At 54.7% G+C, this 18,873-nt stretch carries 17 protein-coding genes; 7 read left to right on the plus strand and 10 right to left on the minus strand.

The window, feature by feature from the left end:
- The first annotated feature begins 2 nt into the window (after nucleotides 1–2).
- The 6 genes from yidC to ACOTY9_RS18830 all read left to right on the plus strand — a co-directional run bounded on the left by yidC (nucleotide 3) and on the right by ACOTY9_RS18830 (nucleotide 6,782).
- On the plus strand, nucleotides 3–1,646 hold the full coding sequence (gene yidC, locus ACOTY9_RS18805; RefSeq protein ID WP_014881901.1) for a membrane protein insertase YidC: 1,644 nt from the start codon (nucleotides 3–5) through the stop codon (nucleotides 1,644–1,646).
- 72 nt (nucleotides 1,647–1,718) lie between these two features.
- Nucleotides 1,719–3,083 (plus strand): tRNA uridine-5-carboxymethylaminomethyl(34) synthesis GTPase MnmE, encoded by a 1,365-nt coding sequence (mnmE, locus tag ACOTY9_RS18810; protein WP_014881900.1) that lies wholly within the window; start codon nucleotides 1,719–1,721, stop codon nucleotides 3,081–3,083.
- 111 nt (nucleotides 3,084–3,194) lie between these two features.
- Nucleotides 3,195–4,370 (plus strand): MFS transporter, encoded by a 1,176-nt coding sequence (locus tag ACOTY9_RS18815; RefSeq protein WP_348566033.1) that lies wholly within the window; start codon nucleotides 3,195–3,197, stop codon nucleotides 4,368–4,370.
- Nucleotides 4,339–5,310 (plus strand): HTH-type transcriptional regulator YidZ, encoded by a 972-nt coding sequence (yidZ, locus tag ACOTY9_RS18820; protein ID WP_032635227.1) that lies wholly within the window; start codon nucleotides 4,339–4,341, stop codon nucleotides 5,308–5,310. The genes ACOTY9_RS18815 and yidZ overlap by 32 nt, the downstream gene beginning before the upstream one ends.
- A 122-nt stretch (nucleotides 5,311–5,432) precedes the next feature.
- Nucleotides 5,433–6,179: a 4'-phosphopantetheinyl transferase family protein gene (locus tag ACOTY9_RS18825; RefSeq protein WP_014881897.1), complete on the plus strand. Its 747-nt coding sequence runs from the start codon at nucleotides 5,433–5,435 to the stop codon at nucleotides 6,177–6,179.
- A gap of 36 nt (nucleotides 6,180–6,215) precedes the next feature.
- Nucleotides 6,216–6,782, plus strand: a complete 567-nt coding sequence (locus tag ACOTY9_RS18830) for an NADPH-dependent FMN reductase (protein ID WP_180254146.1) — start codon at nucleotides 6,216–6,218, stop codon at nucleotides 6,780–6,782.
- Between the two features lie 91 nt (nucleotides 6,783–6,873).
- Here ACOTY9_RS18830 and adeP read toward each other — a convergent pair whose 3' ends face one another.
- Nucleotides 6,874–8,211, minus strand: coding sequence for an adenine permease AdeP (gene adeP, locus ACOTY9_RS18835; RefSeq protein WP_137675653.1), 1,338 nt, complete (start codon nucleotides 8,209–8,211; stop codon nucleotides 6,874–6,876).
- Nucleotides 8,212–8,376: 165 nt separating this feature from the next.
- On the opposite strand from adeP, the gene yieH reads away from it, so the two are divergent.
- A complete protein-coding gene (yieH, locus tag ACOTY9_RS18840; protein WP_032635224.1) occupies nucleotides 8,377–9,042 on the plus strand; it encodes a 6-phosphogluconate phosphatase in 666 nt (221 codons plus the stop codon).
- 82 nt (nucleotides 9,043–9,124) lie between these two features.
- Here the strand turns inward: yieH and phoU are convergent, their stop codons facing one another.
- The 9 genes from phoU to ACOTY9_RS18885 all read right to left on the minus strand — a co-directional run bounded on the left by phoU (nucleotide 9,125) and on the right by ACOTY9_RS18885 (nucleotide 18,790).
- On the minus strand, nucleotides 9,125–9,850 hold the full coding sequence (phoU, locus tag ACOTY9_RS18845; RefSeq protein WP_008500182.1) for a phosphate signaling complex protein PhoU: 726 nt from the start codon (nucleotides 9,848–9,850) through the stop codon (nucleotides 9,125–9,127).
- 13 nt (nucleotides 9,851–9,863) lie between these two features.
- Entirely contained in the window at nucleotides 9,864–10,637 is a 774-nt protein-coding gene (pstB, locus tag ACOTY9_RS18850; RefSeq protein WP_010426574.1) for a phosphate ABC transporter ATP-binding protein PstB, read from the minus strand.
- Nucleotides 10,638–10,684: 47 nt separating this feature from the next.
- On the minus strand, nucleotides 10,685–11,575 hold the full coding sequence (pstA, locus tag ACOTY9_RS18855; protein ID WP_348566034.1) for a phosphate ABC transporter permease PstA: 891 nt from the start codon (nucleotides 11,573–11,575) through the stop codon (nucleotides 10,685–10,687).
- Nucleotides 11,575–12,534, minus strand: a complete 960-nt coding sequence (gene pstC / locus ACOTY9_RS18860) for a phosphate ABC transporter permease PstC (RefSeq protein ID WP_014881892.1) — start codon at nucleotides 12,532–12,534, stop codon at nucleotides 11,575–11,577. Before pstC ends, pstA begins: the two co-directional genes overlap by 1 nt.
- Before the next feature lie 81 nt (nucleotides 12,535–12,615).
- On the minus strand, nucleotides 12,616–13,656 hold the full coding sequence (pstS, locus tag ACOTY9_RS18865; protein WP_014881891.1) for a phosphate ABC transporter substrate-binding protein PstS: 1,041 nt from the start codon (nucleotides 13,654–13,656) through the stop codon (nucleotides 12,616–12,618).
- A 246-nt stretch (nucleotides 13,657–13,902) separates the two neighbouring features.
- Nucleotides 13,903–14,958, minus strand: coding sequence for a fimbrial protein (locus ACOTY9_RS18870; protein ID WP_045134503.1), 1,056 nt, complete (start codon nucleotides 14,956–14,958; stop codon nucleotides 13,903–13,905).
- A gap of 9 nt (nucleotides 14,959–14,967) precedes the next feature.
- Nucleotides 14,968–17,445 (minus strand): fimbria/pilus outer membrane usher protein, encoded by a 2,478-nt coding sequence (locus tag ACOTY9_RS18875; protein WP_045134510.1) that lies wholly within the window; start codon nucleotides 17,443–17,445, stop codon nucleotides 14,968–14,970.
- A gap of 41 nt (nucleotides 17,446–17,486) precedes the next feature.
- Nucleotides 17,487–18,167 carry a fimbria/pilus periplasmic chaperone gene (locus tag ACOTY9_RS18880; protein ID WP_348566036.1) on the minus strand — a complete coding sequence of 227 codons (681 nt, stop codon included), beginning with the start codon at nucleotides 18,165–18,167 and terminating at the stop codon, nucleotides 17,487–17,489.
- Nucleotides 18,168–18,268: 101 nt separating this feature from the next.
- Entirely contained in the window at nucleotides 18,269–18,790 is a 522-nt protein-coding gene (locus tag ACOTY9_RS18885; RefSeq protein WP_014881887.1) for a fimbrial protein, read from the minus strand.
- Nucleotides 18,791–18,873 lie beyond the last annotated feature (83 nt).

The following is an 18,873-nucleotide window of genomic DNA, read 5'->3' on the forward strand; positions in this document are numbered from 1 at the left end:
CGATGGATTCGCAACGCAATCTTCTTATCATCGCTTTGTTGTTCGTGTCTTTCATGATCTGGCAGGCATGGGAGCAGGATAAAAATCCTCAACCCCAGCAGCAGACCACGCAGACTACGACCACCGCAGCGGGTAGCGCCGCCGACCAGGGCGTACCGGCCAGTGGCCAGGGGAAACAGATTACGGTTAAGACCGATGTGCTTGAGCTGACTATCAACACCCGTGGTGGTGATGTTGAGCAGGCGCTGCTGTTGACCTACCCGAAAGAGCTGAAGTCTACCGAACCGTTCCAGTTACTGGAAACCACGCCAGAGTTTATCTACCAGGCGCAGAGCGGCCTGACCGGTCGTGATGGCCCGGATAACCCGGCTAACGGTGCGCGTCCACTGTATAACGTCGAGAGCGACACCTTTGCGCTGGCTGATGGCCAGAACGAACTCGTTATCCCGATGACCTATACCGACGCGGCAGGCAACACGTTCACCAAAACCTTCACCTTGAAACGCGGTGAATATGCGGTAAACGTGGGCTACAGCGTACAGAACACCGGTGCGAAACCGCTGGAACTGTCTACCTTCGGTCAGCTGAAGCAGTCCATCAATCTGCCGTCTCACCGTGACACCGGAAGCAGCAACTTCGCGCTGCACACCTTCCGTGGCGCGGCATACTCCACGCCTGACGCGAAGTATGAGAAATACAAGTTCGACACCATTGCCGATAACGAAAACCTGAACGTCAGTGCTAAAGGCGGTTGGGTGGCAATGCTGCAGCAGTATTTCGCGACTGCATGGGTGCCAAACAACGACGGTACCAATAACTTCTACACCGCGAACCTGGGCAACGGTATTGCAGCCATCGGCTACAAATCTCAGCCAGTTCTGGTTCAGCCGGGTCAAACCGGTAAGCTGGCAAGCACCCTGTGGGTCGGCCCGGAAATCCAGGACAAAATGGCTGCTGTTGCGCCGCACCTGGATCTGACCGTCGATTACGGTTGGTTGTGGTTCATCTCTCAGCCGCTGTTTAAGCTGCTGAAGTTCATCCACAGCTTCCTGGGTAACTGGGGCTTCTCCATCATCGTTATCACCTTTATCGTTCGTGGCATCATGTACCCGCTGACCAAAGCGCAGTACACCTCCATGGCGAAGATGCGTATGCTGCAGCCGAAGATTCAGGCAATGCGTGAGCGTCTGGGCGATGACAAACAGCGTCAGAGCCAGGAAATGATGGCCCTGTATAAAGCAGAGAAAGTGAACCCGCTGGGTGGTTGCTTCCCGCTGCTGATTCAGATGCCAATCTTCCTTGCGCTGTACTACATGCTGATGGGTTCCGTTGAGCTGCGCCATGCGCCGTTCGCCCTGTGGATCCATGACCTGTCCGCACAGGACCCGTACTACATCCTGCCGATCCTGATGGGCGTGACGATGTTCTTCATCCAGAAGATGTCGCCGACCACCGTGACCGACCCGATGCAGCAGAAGATCATGACCTTTATGCCGGTCATCTTCACCGTGTTCTTCCTGTGGTTCCCGTCAGGTCTGGTGCTGTACTATATCGTCAGCAACCTGGTGACCATCATACAGCAGCAGCTGATTTACCGTGGTCTGGAAAAACGTGGCCTGCATAGCCGCGAAAAGAAAAAGTCCTGATCCGATAAGTTAACGCTAAAATAAGGGCGGTCGATTGACCGCCTTTTTTATTTGTATTGAACGAGAGCAACCATGAGCCATAACGACACTATCGTCGCCCAGGCAACCCCACCGGGACGCGGTGGTGTAGGTATTCTGCGCATCTCCGGCCTGAAGGCGCGCGAGGTGGCCGAAGCGGTGCTGGGTAAACTGCCAAAACCGCGCTACGCGGATTACCTGCCGTTTAAAGACAGCGACGGTACGCCGCTGGACCAGGGCATTGCGCTGTGGTTCCCCGGCCCGAACTCCTTTACCGGCGAAGACGTGCTGGAGCTGCAGGGCCACGGCGGCCCGGTGATCCTCGACCTGCTGTTAAAACGTATTCTGACCCTGCCGGGCCTGCGAATTGCGAAGCCGGGTGAGTTCTCCGAGCGTGCTTTTCTGAACGATAAGCTTGACCTGGCCCAGGCCGAGGCGATTGCCGACCTGATCGACGCCAGTTCTGAACAGGCGGCTCGCTCCGCCCTGAACTCGCTGCAGGGGGCATTCTCTGCCCGCGTGAATCACCTGGTGGAAGCACTTACTCACCTTCGGATCTACGTGGAAGCAGCTATCGACTTCCCTGACGAGGAGATCGACTTCCTCTCTGACGGAAAAATCGAAGCCCAGCTCAACCAGGTGATGAGCGACCTCGACGCGGTGCGCGCCGAGGCGCGTCAGGGCAGCCTGCTGCGCGAAGGGATGAAGGTGGTCATTGCCGGGCGCCCGAACGCCGGGAAATCGAGCCTGCTGAATGCCCTGGCGGGCCGTGAAGCGGCCATTGTGACCGACATTGCCGGTACCACCCGCGACGTGCTGCGCGAGCATATCCACATCGACGGGATGCCGCTGCACATTATCGATACCGCCGGTCTGCGCGATGCCAGCGATGAAGTTGAGCGTATCGGTATTGAACGCGCCTGGCAGGAGATCGAGCAGGCTGACCGCGTGCTGTTTATGGTGGACGGCACCACGACCGACGCCGTTGACCCGGCTGAGATCTGGCCAGATTTTATCGCCCGCCTGCCGGCTAAGCTGCCGATCACCGTAGTGCGCAACAAAGCAGACGTGACCGGTGAAACGCTGGGTATCAGCGATGTGAATGGTCACTCGCTCATTCGCCTGTCGGCGCGCACCGGTGAGGGCGTGGACGACCTGCGTAACCATCTCAAGCAGAGCATGGGCTTTGACACCAGCATGGAGGGCGGCTTCCTTGCGCGCCGTCGTCACCTGCAGGCGCTGGAAGAGGCGGCCCGTCATCTCGACCAGGGCAAAGCACAGCTGATCGGCGCCTGGGCGGGTGAACTGCTGGCGGAAGAGCTGCGTCTGGCGCAGCAGAATCTGAGTGAGATCACCGGGGAGTTTACCTCGGACGATCTGCTGGGAAGGATTTTCTCGAGCTTCTGTATTGGCAAATGACACCCGCTAATCAATGGTGATTTCCTCCCAGGAAATCACCATTGTCCAAATGGCAACTCGCCTAATCCCTCTTCTCCCCCTATTCTGCTTGCCTGCATCCATGGGGGGTTTATGGCTCGTTTTCTGTTTTGTAGTTTTGCGCTCGTTCTGCTTTATCCGTCTGGCATTGATATGTATCTGGTGGGATTACCGCACATCGCCCGCGATCTGGGTGCCAGCGAAGCGCAGCTGCATATTGCGTTTTCGGCCTACCTCGCGGGGATGGCGTCGTCGATGGTGTTTGCCGGAAAAATTGCGGATAAGGCCGGTCGTCAGCCTGTCGCGATTACCGGTGCGATTGTGTTCGCCCTGGCATCGATACTGTGTTCCGTCGCCCAGGAAAGCACCCTGTTCCTGACAGGACGTTTTATTCAGGGCATTGGAGCGGGTGGCTGCTATGTGGTGGCCTTTGCGATCCTGCGCGATACCTTAAGCGCCCAGCGTCGCGCGAAGGTGCTCTCCATCCTGAACGGCATAACCTGCATCATCCCGGTGCTGGCTCCCGTCGTGGGCTATCTGATCATGCTGAAACTCCCGTGGCAAAGCCTGTTCTGGACCATGGCAGCCATGGGTGCGCTGGTGTTTGTCCTGTCGATTGCCGTGCTGAAAGAGACCCACCCGGGTTCGCAGAATAGCGGTCATACCGCAAGCATTCACCCGGCCGAGAAACTCATCAACCGCTTTTTCCTCAGTCGCCTGGCCGTCACTACGCTCAGCGTGGCGGTGATCCTGACCTATGTAAACGTTTCACCTGTATTGCTGATGGAGACCATGGGCTTCGATCGCGGAGAATATTCAACGGTGATGGCCTTAACCGCCATGGTCAGTATGGCCGTCTCCTTCTCCACTCCTTTTGCACTCAATATTTTCAGCCAGCGCATGCTGATGCTGACCTCGCAGGTGCTGTTCCTCGCTGCGGGTCTGATCCTGGCGACGGCAAGCTCACACGCGGTGATGCTGGTGGGCATTACCCTCATTTGCGCCGGATTCTCGGTTGGTTTTGGCGTCGCGATGAGTCAGGCGCTCGGCCCATTCTCGCTGCGGGCAGGCGTGGCAAGCTCGGTGCTGGGGATCGCGCAGGTCTGCGGTTCATCGCTGTGGATTTGGCTGGCGGCGGTCATCGGACTTAACGCGCTCAATATGCTGATCGGGATTCTGATTGGCTGTAGCATGGTCTGCATCAATTTACTTTTGGTTATCCAGCCTGCGGCAAACTATGAAGAAGCCCATCAGCAATCTCGATCTTAACCTTTTGCTTTGTCTGCAGCTTTTGCTGCAGGAGCGCAGCGTCACCAAAGCCGCAAAGCGGATGAACGTCACGCCGTCAGCGGTAAGTAAATCACTGGGCAAGCTGCGCGACTGGTTCGACGACCCGCTGTTTGTCAAAACGCCGTTAGGGCTATTGCCCACGCCGCTAACGGTCAGCCTTGAGCAGGACCTGGCGGACTGGATGCAAATCGGCAACCAGATCCTCGACAAATTCCATCATGATTCGCCGGGCGGGCTAACGTTCATGCTGGCTGCAGAAACGCCGTTGATGCTGATCCGCTTTAATGACCTGCTGGAACAGGTGAACCAGCGCTATCCGCAGGCAACGGTGAAGATGCGTCACTGGGATTACGATTCGCTGGACGCCATTACGCGCGGGGAAGTGGATGTGGGCTTCACCGGTCGCGAAACGCACCCGCGCTCGCGGGAACTGCTGAAGCTGATGCCGTGGTTTATCGACTACGAAATCCTCTTTAGCGACCGTCCGTGCGTCTATCTGCGCGAGGACCATCCGGCACTTCAGGAAGAGTGGGATCTGGAGACCTTCCTGCGCTACCCCCATATCAGCATCTTCTGGGAACGCAGCGACACCTGGGCGCTTGATGAAGTTCTCAAGGAGATGGGACGTGAGCGCACCATCGCCATGAGCCTGCCGGGCTTCGAACAGGCGATGTTTATGGCGGCCCAGCCCGGTCATAACTATATCGCCACCGCTCCGCACTACTGCCATCACTATAATCACCTCCACCAGCGGAAGCTGATCGCGCTTCCCATTCCCATTGACGAAGCGCAGGCTGAAAAGCTGACCGTTCCCTTCACGCTGATCTGGCATAAACGGAACAGCCATAATCCGAAAATCCTCTGGCTACGGGAGACCATCAAGGCCTTATACGGTGCCAACAGTCCGATTTTTGCCTAAGAAAATGTAAAGTTCGGTCCTAAGGCTTCTCTTACACCCATTTACTGATTAAAACAGGAGGCAAGTTGAGCGATAATCATGTAACCGTTTAACCGAATACGACCATTATCAAGGAGCGAAAAATGGCAACGCACTTTGCAAGAGGGATACTCACAGAAGGACGTCTCGTATCGGCCAGAATCTCTTCCGCCTGTCACAGTGAGGCGCTCAAACTCCCCGAACACCGCAGAACGCGTTTTTTAGCGTCCAGAGCGCTGCTCGCAGAACTGATGTTCATGCTGTATGGCACCAGCGAACTGCCTGAGATCATCACCCAACCCGAAGGCCGCCCGGTCTTTGCCGACCCGGATCTCCCCCGTTTTTCTATTGCCTACACGGGGAATATCATTGGTGTAGCGCTAACCACCGAGGGGGATTGCGGGCTGGATATGGAGCTTCAGCGTGCAACGCGAGGATTCCACGGTGCAAGCCCGCACGATGACTACCCGCTCTCAAGTAATGAAAAACTCTGGGTGCGCAACCAAACCGATCCCGTCGAGGCCAGAGCTCAGCTCATCACCCTGCGCCAGAGCATCCGCAAGCTCTGCGGTTGTGCCTCAGATGATGCCCGTCAGTTGCAGCTGTTGCCAGGCTCCGGACGCCTGCGTGCCGCTCAGGCAACGCTTGTAGAAGCGCTCAGCGATGCAGAAGATGTGTTGATATGGTCCGTTGCCGTCAGCCCCGCCATCGAACGGCTAAAGGTTTGGGCATTTGACAGTAAAGAGGGATGGCGTACTCTTCCGGATGTGCCCGAGCGAGCCAACGAACCCGCCGCACGTCTGATGCGATTAACCAGCTTACCGGCAGAAAAAGCATACATCCTTAGCTGATCCATTCAGGGTCATCATGATGAAACAGGAGTAATCATGTCTGATACGTTGAAAGTTGTTACGTTACTGGGAAGCCTGCGCAAAGGTTCATTTAACGGGATAGTTGCCCGCACGCTGCCACAGCTGGCACCGGCAGGTATGGAGATTAGCGCCCTGCCGTCTATTGGTGACATCCCGCTGTATGATGCAGATGTCCAGCAGGAAGAAGGGTTCCCGCAGAGCGTTGAGGCGCTGGCAGATCAGATCCGCCAGGCCGACGGCGTGGTCATTGTCACCCCGGAGTATAACTACTCGGTTCCGGGTGGCCTGAAGAATGCCATCGACTGGCTGTCCCGTTTACCTGAGCAGCCGCTGGCGGGTAAACCGGTACTCATCCAGACCAGTTCTATGGGTGCCATTGGTGGCGCACGCTGCCAGTACCACCTGCGCCAGATCCTGGTATTCCTGGATGCGATGGTGATGAACAAGCCGGAGTTTATGGGTGGCGTGATTCAGAACAAGGTCGACCCGCAGACGGGTGACGTGGTGGACCAGAGCACGCGTGACCATCTGTCTGGTCAGCTGACGGCGTTTGGGGATTATATTAAGCGAGTCAAAGCCTGATAAAAAAGCCCGGTGGCGCTAGCGCTTACCGGGCCTACACTCTTCAGTAGGTCAGGTAAGCGAAGCGCCACCTGACACCACAAACCGCACCTTAGTGCGCATCGATAAACACAATCTTCAGCACAAACAGCAGCGCAACAACAATCACGCACGGGCTGAGATCGCGGAAGCGGCCGGTACCGATCTTCATCACGCAGTACGAGATAAAGCCCAGCGCGATACCTTCGGTGATCGAGAAGCTGAATGGCATCATCACGGCGGTAATAAACGCCGGCACCGCTTCGGTTAAATCATCCCACTTCACGCGTGACAGGCTGGAGGTCATCAGCACCCCCACGTAAATCAGCGCGCCAGCTGCCGCATACGGAGGAACCATACCCGCCAGCGGAGAGAGGAAGATCACCAGCAGGAACAGAATACCCACCACCACTGCCGTCAGGCCGGTACGACCGCCCACGGACACGCCGGAAGAGGATTCAATGTAAGCGGTAACAGACGAGGTGCCGATGAAAGAGCCCGCGACGGAAGAGATGCTATCCACAAACAGCGCCTGCTTCATGCGTGGGAATTTCCCTTTCTCATCCGCCAGACCTGCTTTATCCGTCACGCCAATCAGCGTACCGGATGAGTCAAACAGGTTGACCAGCATGAAGGAGAAAATCACACCCGCCAGGCCCAGGTTCAGGGAACCCGCCAGGTCAACGTGACCAATCACGGTTGAAACGCTCGGTGGCGCAGAGACGATACCGTTATAGTGAACGTCACCCAGCATCCAGCCCAGTAAGGTCGTGACCACGATGGACACCAGCACCGCCGCATGAATATTGCGGGAGGCCAGGATCGCAATGATGAAGAAGCCCAGCACGCCCAGCAGCACGTTATGCGAGGTCAGATGACCAATGCTCACCAGCGTTTCCGGGTTCGCAACGATCACACCGGCGTTTTTCAGCCCCATCATACCGATGAACAGACCAATACCGCTGGTAATACCCACGCGCAGGCTCACCGGAATGTTCGCGATCATCCAGTAACGTACGCGGAAAATGGTCAGCAGCAGCAGACCAATAGCGCCCCAGAAAATCGCGCCCATGCCTACCTGCCACGGCAGCCCCATAGCCTGAACCACCACGAACGCGAAGAAGGCGTTCAGACCCATAGCGGGAGCCAGCGCAACCGGCAGGTTAGCGAACACGCCCATCAGGATGCTGCCAAGCGCCGCAATCAGACAGGTAGTCACAAAGACGGCGCTGGTATCCATGCCAGCAACGCCCAGAATTTGAGGGTTCACAAAAACGATGTAGACCATCGTCAGGAAGGTGGTGAAACCGGCGATCACTTCGGTGCGTGCCGTTGTACCGTGCTCGCGCAGTTTAAACACGCGCTCAAGCAGACCCTGACCAGATGTCTGGGTAGTGTGTTGTTGACTCATCATCAATTTCCGAACAAGGAGGGAAAATTCGTCGCTATCCTATACCAAAATGCGACAATAGTGGCAGTTACGTGATACTTTTTTCATTGATTTTGCTTATACGGCAACGATTGCGTCCCGGCGAACTGCCGTACGAAAACGTTAAACTTGTTAAAAGGGAAAGGCATGTCCGGAATTGAAGCGGTATTTTTTGACTGCGACGGTACGCTGGTCGACAGTGAGGTCATTTGTTCCCGCGCGTATGTCACCATGTTCCAGGAATTTGGCATTACGCTGGAGCTCGAAGAGGTGTTTAAGCGCTTTAAGGGCGTTAAGCTCTACGAGATTATCGACATCATTAACAAAGAACACGGTGTCTTTCTGGCAAAAGCGGATCTGGAGCCGGTGTATCGCGCCGAGGTTGCACGCCTGTTCGACTCAGAGCTGGAAGTCATATCAGGCGCAAACGCGCTGCTGGATGCGATGACGGTGCCGATCTGCGTGGTCTCTAACGGTCCGGTCAGCAAAATGCAGCACTCGCTCGGCAAGCTTGAAATGTTGCACCATTTCCCGGAAAAACTGTTCAGCGGCTACGATATCCAGCGCTGGAAGCCCGATCCGGCGCTGATGTTCCATGCGGCGAAAGCGATGAACGTCAACGTCGAGAACTGCATTCTGGTGGATGACTCGTCTGCGGGTGCGCAGTCCGGCATTGATGCAGGGATGGAGGTGTTTTACTTCTGTGCCGATCCGCACAACAAGCCGATCGTTCATCCAAACGTGACGACCTTTACCGATCTGGCGCAGTTGCCGGAGCTGTGGAAAGCGCGCGGGTGGGATATTACTCGGTAGTGTTTCCCCTCTCCCAAAGGGAGAGGGAGAAAACCAGTTAGTGCGTAAGGCGGGTAAGCGCTAGCGCCACCCGCCACAAAAATCACTCTTTCGGGTCTTTACCCGCCAGCAGCTTGTCCAGCTCGTCGCCGCCGACGTGACGGAAGTCCTGACCCTTCACGAAGTAGAAAATGTATTCGCAAATGTTCTGGCAGCGGTCGCCGATACGCTCGATGGAGCGCGCGCAGAACAGAGCGGTCAGCACGCTTGGGATGGTACGGGAGTCTTCCATCATGTAGGTCATCAGCTGACGCACGATGCCTTCATACTCCTGGTCGACCTTCTTGTCTTCCCGGTAGATACGCACCGCTTCGTCCAGATCCATACGCGCAAAAGCATCCAGCACGTCGTGCAGCATCTGCACGGTGTGCCGACCCAGTGACTCCAGGCTCACCAGCAGCGGCTGGTGCTGCTGAGAGAATTTCTCCAGCGCGGTGCGGCAGATTTTGTCGGCCACGTCACCAATACGCTCCAGCTCGGCGATGGTTTTGATGATGGCCATCACCAGACGCAGATCGCTCGCCGTCGGCTGACGTTTCGCGATAATGCGCACGCACGCTTCGTCGATGGCGACTTCCATCATGTTGACGTTCTTGTCGCCTTCAATGACGCGCTTCGCCAGCTCGCTGTCCTGGTTGTGCATCGCCGTAATCGCATCGGAAAGCTGCTGTTCAACCATGCCACCCATGGTCATCACCTGCGTGCGAATACTCTCCAGCTCTGCGTTGAACTGGCCGGAAATGTGTTTGTTAAGATTGAGGTTGTCCATGATTCACTCCAAATCAACCGTAGCGGCCAGTAATGTAATCTTCGGTTTGTTTCTTCGCAGGTCTGGTGAACAGCGCGTCCGTATCGCTGAACTCGATCAGCTCGCCCAGGTACATAAACGCGGTGTGATCGGAGCAACGCGCAGCCTGCTGCATGTTGTGGGTCACGATAACCACGGTGTAATCCTGCTTCAGCTCGGTGATCAGCTCTTCAATACGGCCAGTTGAGATCGGGTCCAGCGCTGAACACGGCTCATCAAGCAGCAACACTTCCGGGCGAATAGCAATACCGCGCGCAATGCACAGACGCTGCTGCTGACCACCGGACAGAGAGTACCCGCTCTGGTGAAGTTTATCTTTGGTTTCGTTCCATAATGCGGCCTTGGTCAACGCCCACTGCACGCGCTCGTCCATATCGGCACGGGAAAGCTTTTCAAACAGACGAACGCCAAAGGCGATGTTGTCATAAATGGACATCGGGAACGGCGTCGGTTTCTGGAACACCATCCCCACTTTGGCGCGCAGCAGGGCGATATCCTGCGCCTGGGTCAGAATGTTTTCACCGTCCAGGATGATTTCACCTTCAGCACGCTGCTCCGGATAGAGCGAATACATTTTGTTAAAGGTACGCAGCAGCGTGGATTTACCACAGCCAGACGGACCGATAAATGCCGTGACCTGGTTCTTCGCGATATCCAGGTTGATGTTCTTCAGGGCATGGAATTTGCCGTAGTAGAAGTTCAAATCACGAACCTGAATCTTACCCGGGGCAGTATCAACCATACTCATTGACTCTTTTCCTCATTCGGCGCCGCGAGCTGCCGCGCCGTAAAAAATTAACCGTGTTTCTTCTTCGCGAAAATGACGCGCGCCAGAATGTTCAGCAACAGTACGCAAAGGGTGATGATCAGCACCCCGGCCCAGGCCAGCTGCTGCCATTCCGCGAATGGGCTCATCGCAAATTTAAAGATCGTCACCGGCAGGTTGGCGATCGGCTGCATCATGTCCGTGCTCCAGAACTGGTTGGAGAGGGCAGTAAACAGCAGCGGAGCCGTTTCACCGGCAATACGGGCGATAGCCAGCAGAATCCCGGTCATGATCCCGGAGACCGACGCTTTCAGCGTAATCGCAGAGATCATTTTCCACTTCGGCGTACCCAGCGCATAAGCCGCTTCACGCAGGCTGTCCGGCACCAGTTTCAGCATGTTCTCGGTGGTACGAATCACAATAGGCACCTGCAGCAGCGCCAGCGCAATCACACCCGCCCAGCCGGAGAAGTGTTCCATTTGCGCAACCACGATGGTGTAAACAAACAGACCCACGACAATCGACGGAGCAGAAAGCAGGATGTCGTTAATGAAGCGAATCACCTCAGCCAGCCAGGATTTACGCCCGTACTCTGCCAGGTAGATACCCGCCATAATGCCCAGCGGCGTACCGAACACGGTCGCCCACAGGATCAGTAATCCACTCCCCGCCAGGGCGTTCGCCAGACCACCACCCGCCGTGTTTGGCGGCGGCGTCATTTCGGTGAACAGCGCCAGCGACATGCCATCAATACCACGGGTGATGGTGGACATCAGGATCCAGATCAGCCAGAACAGGCCGAACACCATCGTCGCCATGGAAAGCGTCAGCGCAATGCGGTTTTTAAAACGACGCTTTGCCTGCATTTTGCGGCGGGATTCCGCCAGCTGAGCGGTGCTTTGCATTTCGAGAGTCGCCATCAGCGTGCCCCCTCATTTTTCGCGAGACGCAGGATCATCAGCTTGGAAATCGCCAGAACAATGAAGGTGATAACGAACAGAATCAGACCCAGTTCCATCAGCGCCGCGACGTGCAGCCCGGATTCCGCTTCGGCAAACTCGTTCGCCAGTGCAGAGGTAATACTGTTACCCGGCATATACAGAGAGACGCTGTCGAGCTGGTAGGTGTTACCGATGATAAAGGTGACCGCCATGGTTTCACCCAACGCACGGCCTAATCCCAGCATGACGCCGCCGATCACCCCATTTTTGGTGAACGGAAGGACAATGCGCCAGATGACTTCCCAGGTGGTGCAGCCGATGCCGTAGGCCGACTCTTTCATCATCACCGGCGTTTGTTCAAAGACATCGCGCATAACCGCCGCAATGTACGGAATAATCATGATGGCGAGGATCACCCCTGCCGCAAGAATACCAATACCGAATGCCGGGCCAGAGAAGAGGGCGCCAACAAACGGAATGGCAGAAAGAACATTTCCCACCGGCTCCTGGAAGTATGTGGCAAACAGCGGCGCAAAGATAAACAGGCCCCACATGCCGTACACAATACTTGGAATGGCCGCTAGCAATTCAATGGCGATGCCCAGCGGACGACGCAGCCAGCCTGGCGCCAGCTCCGTCAGGAACAGGGCAATACCGAAGCTTACCGGAACCGCAATCAGCAGAGCGATGAACGAGGTCACCAGCGTGCCGTAAATGGGCACCAGCGCACCGTAAACGTCGTTCGGCGCATCCCACTCTTTGGTCCACAGGAAGGAGAAACCGAATTTCTGAATGCTCGGCCAGGAGGAGAAAATCAGAGACACGATAATGCCGCCCAGCAGCAATAGCACAATCAGCGCAGCCAGTTTGACCAGCGCGCTGAAAATCATGTCACCTTTTTTACCCGGAGGGTTAAATGCAGGCTTGGTTGCAGCCATAAATCACTCTTCTGTTAAACGCGTTTACGAAATCGGCGGGTAAGCGCAAGCGCCACCCGCCATTTTCGTCAGAATGCTAAATTAATACAATGCCTTACCGCTGCTGTCTTTCACATTGGTTTTCCATGCAGCACGAATCTGCTCAACCACGCTGTCTGGCAGGCTGGCGTAGTCCAGGTCGTTAGCCTGTTTAGCGCCGTTTTTGTATGCCCAGTCGAAGAACTTCAGCACTTCAGCGCCCTGCTCAGGTTTCTTCTGCTCTTTGTGAACCAGAATGAAGGTGGTGGAGGTGATTGGCCACGCACCTTCGCCTTTCTGGTTCGTCAGATCCTGCGCGAAGGATTTGCTCCAGTCAGCGCCTTTTGCAGCGTTAGCAAAGTTCTCTTCGGTCGGGCTTACTGGTTTGCCATCAGCAGACACCAGTTTGGTGTAGGACAGGTTGTTCTGCTTCGCGTACGCGTATTCTACGTAGCCAATTGAGCCAGGCAGACGCTGTACGAACGCAGCGATACCGTCGTTACCTTTACCGCCCAGACCGGTTGGCCAGTTAACGGTAGAGCCGGAACCGACTTTCGATTTCCACTCTTCGTTCACTTTTGCCAGGTAGCTGGTGAAGACGAAGGAGGTACCAGAACCATCCGCGCGGCGAACCACGGCGATGTTCTGAGCAGGCAGCTTCAGGCCTGGGTTGAGCTTAGCGATCGCTTCGTCATCCCATTTTTTGATTTTACCCAGGTAGATGTCGCCCAGGGTTTTGCCATCCAGCACCAGCTCACCAGACTTCACGCCCGGCAGGTTGATAGCCAGAACCACACCACCGATCACGGTCGGGAACTGGAACAGGCCTTCCTGATTCAGTTTATCGTCAGACAACGGCGCGTCTGATGCACCGAAATCAACGGTGTTAGCGGTAATTTGTTTTACGCCACCGGAGGAGCCGATACCCTGATAGTTAACCTTATTACCGGTTTCTTTCTGGTAGGTATCCGCCCATTTGGCATACACCGGCGCAGGGAAGGTTGCACCAGCGCCAGTCAGGCTTGCTTCTGCAAATACAGAGAACGCGCTCAGAGATAAGGTCGCGGCGACAACAGTTGCGACAGTGGTACGCATAACTTTCATAATGTCTCCTGCAAGGATTTCGTAAATCATTGTTTAAGTGGCTACGATGAGCAAAATAGGACAAACAGGTGACAGATAAATGTACGAAATATGACAGTTTTATGACAAACACAAAGGAAGGTGTAACCACATGAAAAATATAGCACTTAATTCATCAGGCATTCATTTTTTTGTCATTTTTATTTTAAAGATCGCCGTTTTGTCCGTGAAATATGACAACGGCTGTCATAAACAGCCGTTAATGGATTAGTGTCCGATTTCAATCGTCAGGGTAGCCGTACCGTTGAACGGACCGGGCGCGGGTCTGGACCCGGTTGCGCTAGCCGGAGCGCTTGAAAACGTGAGCGTCCCCAGCGTCTCACCTTCCAGAGTCACGGGCATTTTCGTCGTTTCCGCCTCAAGTTCACCGCCGTTAACATTAATTTCCCTGTTATGTTTATCGTAAATCTTAATCCCCACGTCAGGATTATCGGTAGCTACCATCGTACTGTCGGCTGTCGCGGCAGAGGCGTGGAAGGATGCCCCCAGCGTGTCGGTAAACATCATATTTGAACATTTGATATTGACCTGCCGGGTAATCTTGCGGGAAGACACCGCCTGGCCCCGGTTAGCTGAGAATTCCGATGCCAGAATAGACTTGAAATCAATCATTATCGCCTGGCCTTCATCTATCTCGCAGGTTTGCGGGACCGTGACCGATCCCTGCACAATCACATCCGAGATGATTTCGCTCGAGACGGTACGGGGATCGATAGTGGCATAGATATTTGCCATGACCATCGACGGTATGGTGATCGTGCCGGTAAATTGTTTTTTGACATACAGATAAATAAAGCCCGACCCGCCGCTGTAAAACGTGGTTTGCGAACTGACGCCATTATGACACCGGTACGTTCCCCCAATGTCATTTGGCAGGTGATCGAAGGGAACGGTGGTGTAGCCAACGCCAAGAATGTAGATTTGCAAACCGATATCAAGATACTTATTGAGATAATAATAGGAGATATTGTTTCTGCTAGTGGTGGGCTGCAGGGCTGGATTAACCACGCTGGTGATGTAAGCATGATCGTAACTTTCATTTTTCCCCGTCTGGCAGTAGCACGTTCCCTTAAATGAGGTCGTAGAGTTATTCATATCGATCATATGCTGCATGCCAACCAGGTTATCAAGCGTCGTTAATTGTTCCGCGACAGTGAAATAGTTATGGTATTTGCCATTGTCTGGTACGCAGTAGCCGGTAGGCGCCGCATGTAAAAAAAAAGCGGCAAAAAAGAGAGTAAAAAGCCAGAATTGGGGTTTCATTCTTATCCTTTATCGACAAATGACAGGCAGTTGCACCAGCCCGGAATCAGGTTTCTGATGGATGTGATAATCAGCCAGACAGGCCTTGCCGCTGCTAAGCGTCAGCGAAAATTGCCCCGATTCGGGCATGCCGGCGAGATAGAGTTCACCTTTGTCACCGACAATTCCCGTTGCGCTTCCCACATCAAGCGCAGCGGTACCCACCGCACCAAACGGTGCTGGCTTGCCGTTCGCCAGTGAAACGCTAAACAGCACCCGATAGCCGATGTGCGTAACAAACTCGGCTTTCACCACCGCGCCACGCGTAGGCACCAGGTTTTGCACGCTGCGTTCCAGCTCAACGTTGCCTGAAACAAAATCCTTATTCTGAAGCGCAATACGGTTCTCATCGTAGGGTGAAAGCTGCGTCTTCACGGTGTAGCCGCGCCAGTCGGTGGCAACGCCGCTGGCGTTATCTACCGATAACCCTGCCGCACCAGGCGCTTTGATCAGCGCCACCGTTTCGCCCATCTCCTGCGAGAAGGTGATGCCTTCGTCGTGGATCAACACGCCGCCGCTGACGCCGTAGTTCAGGCTTTGGCTTTCGTCGCTCCAGGCATAATTTGTCTTTAGCGAGCCGTAGGACGCATCCCAGACCAGACCCGCATTTCCCGCCGAGGTGCCGCGGTTTTCATACACTGACTGCTGTATGTTCCAGCTCAGATTGTTATCGTCGAGCAGATTGCCGTTCAACCCAATCTGGTGGGAAGGTGTGCCATGGTTACTGTGGGCGTAGTTGTAGTTGACGTAGCTGTTGGGTAACCAGGCCGAAAGCGGCAGAGACAGCGACAGCATAACGAGATGCTCGCTTTCATCTTCTTGTTGCCACTCTCCCATGCTGTCAGACACCGTATCGGTATAGTTCCACGACAGGTTCCACACCACCTGCTTCCAGCTGTTGCTGTAGCCTATCTGTATCAGGCGCTGCACATCGTCCGTACGCCAGAATTGCTCCCGGCTCAGCGTAAGATAGACATTACCGTACCCCTCGGAAAACGGTTGGGTCCAGGTGCCTTCTACCCGGCTGCGGCGGTTGCCCGTATGCCAGAAGTTCTCGCTATCGCCCGTGCGCGATGCCCATTCGCCCAGGGTGTAAAACCCTTCCGTTGAATAGCGATAACCTACAATACGCAGGCTGGTATTGCTGACGTCGAACGTTTTTGAGTACAGAAAACGCCAGGATTGCCCCTGCTCGTCATCGTCCGTAAAGTGCGATTGGGCATGGGTGATATCCATCGAAATAGCGCCGATATTGCCGAGATCTTTACCAATGCCGGCGGCAAACGCGCGGTAATCGTCCGCCAGCTGCGTGCCACCATACAGCGTCATTCCCCACGCCATTCCGTGCAATACCTGTGCCTGCATCACCTCTGGCATAAACCGATCGTTATCACGACGCTCACCAATGCTGATGTCCACATCCGTTTGCCCCTCCCGACGCAAAATTGCCAGAGATGCGTAAGGCTGAACAAAATGCTGCTCGCTGCCGTCTTCCTCTTTGATGGAGACGTCCAGATCTCCGCCGCTTGAGGTGGTGTTGAGATCGGTCAACGCAAACGGCCCCTGCGGCACGGCCGACTGATAAATCATGTAGCCATTCTGGCGGATGGTGACCACGGCGTTGGTTTTCGCCACGCCGCGCACCACCGGCGCAAAACCGTTCTGGCTATCGGGGAGCATGTCGCTGTCGGTGTACAGACGCACGCCGCGCACCTGTGAACTGTCGAAGAGATCGCTCGCGGTCCACGTATCGCCCGCCATGGCCTGGCTGCGCAGGCTGGCAATATCATGCTGTAAGTACGTGCTCAGCGAACGAACGTTACCGCGGCTGTTGACCGCATTTAAGGCGCTATAGTTACGCAGGCGCCATCCGCCAATATTCAGCCCGCTGCGTAAATTCAGGTAGTAAAGATCGTCACTGTCATAGTCTGACTTCAGCGTCTGGGTCGTGGAGAAATCGTAGTTCAGCATCAAAGCGTCAATACCCTGATCCCAGCGCGAGGGCGAAATGGCGTCACGCGCCGTGGCGTCCAGATAGACCTGAGGGATCGACGCCTTCAGCGCAAGCTTTTCGCTGTCCAGCGTCCATTTCGCGCCAGGCAGCACCGGCACCGGTTCACAACCTTCAGCATTCACCGTATCCAGCGCTTTAATCGCGTTTACTTTCAGGCCAAACATCGCCAGCGTGTTTTTTACATCCACAAAACAAGGCGCCAACGCACTCTCCGGATCGTGGCGGAAAAAACGCACCGCCCTGCGCGCAATGAATCGATCGTTCACATAGATATCAACCTGATATTCTCCTTCAGGCAGGTTATCCGGGCGATTGAACTGGCTGATATCGACCTCAATGGGCCGATCAAGCTCCAGCAGACGCACGTTAAAGAGTGGTCGTGTGGCACTGACGAGAAGCGGATAGCTTCCTCCCAGCCACAGCAGGGATAAAATCAAAGAGTGAAAACGTTTCAATACAAGCAACCCCGCCGCGGTTAAAGAGGTTGCTGAATAGCGTCGCTAATCGCGCCGTAATCATTAATACTGTGCCAGATGAGCATTTTGCTCACGCCAGCAGGCAGCGCCAGCCGACGTGTCTCAAACGGCATTATCATCGCCAGGTCGAGCGGCTTGCCATCAATAGCCACGTCGATCACATTGACGTGAATGGCCGTCGGGTTGGTGACCACCAGCATGCTGCCCTGCCGTTGCCATTTTACTTTCAGAGCGGCTGTTTCAGGCGTTTCCTTAACACCCGCCGGACGCCAGAAGAGTTTAATGCGCGTTTTGATGGCAATTTCCAGCTTGCTGCTTTCTTCGGTTGTCGACGGGGGAATATTTTTAATATTCAGCCAAAACACGGACTCCCTGTCAGACGGTAATTCGCCCTGAGTTTTAATGATACGCAGGACACGCTCCTGGCCGGGCTCCAGCCGGGAGACGGGAGGAATAACCGTAAAGGGCGGCTGGTGCTTATCCGCATTGTTAAAAGGCTCAACCCATGCCTGAAGAAGGTAAGGCAGTGCCGTATCTTTATTTAAGACAGAGAGGGTGGTATCTGCTTTATTTCCAGGGAAGATAACGCGGGTGCCACCAATAACAATCCCGGCACTTGACGTCCCGGTAGCGAATGAGAAAAGAAGAGCAACAAATAAAATTATAAAACGCCTGCGCATATTATATCCTGTAACAGGCCTGGATAATTTCCGATAAAATGGCGCAACAAACCCAACCTCACCAGGCCTGATTATTTTTTTACAGAAAGAGATTGAAGGAATTAATTACTGTATGTAATCGTAAATTCCGAATCCGCATTGGCAGTGCCCGCCGTTACGGTTGCAGACGTGGCGATATAGCGAGCCATAAATGGTAACGACGCCTTGCCGGAGGAAATAGTGGCAGGCGTAGACTGATTGTAAAGCTTAAGCAGACTGTTATCGGCGCGGTTATAAATTGCAATCGCAACGCCACTCGCCCCGCCAGAAGACAGCTTCAGGTACCCGTCACCGTCTTCGGTGCCGTCAAAACGGGCGCTGGCTTTTTTGTAGGTATCCGGGCAGTTCAGCAGATCGATCTGGAATGCCTGAACCGACGCCATTGACCCCACGCCGGTAAACGTTGATTTATTCACTTTGCCTAAATCAACGGTCTGGTCTTTAGTACCGGTAGACACCTCACAGGTACTATCGATAATTTCGCCCGTGAAATGGACAGTACCATTGCCATTGGCCGCATGTGTCTGCGCACCGAAAAATAAAGAGGAAAGCACAACAATGCTCTTTAACGTATTTCCTTTCATTACAACACCATCCTGAATTATACATTGCAAAATACTATTTCCCTGATAAATGCTTCAGGGCATACAAGCGAAGAGCATTAAAC

This window comes from Enterobacter cloacae complex sp. SHL012 (assembly GCF_049237505.1).
In the GTDB taxonomy this organism is placed as follows: domain Bacteria; phylum Pseudomonadota; class Gammaproteobacteria; order Enterobacterales; family Enterobacteriaceae; genus Enterobacter; species Enterobacter kobei.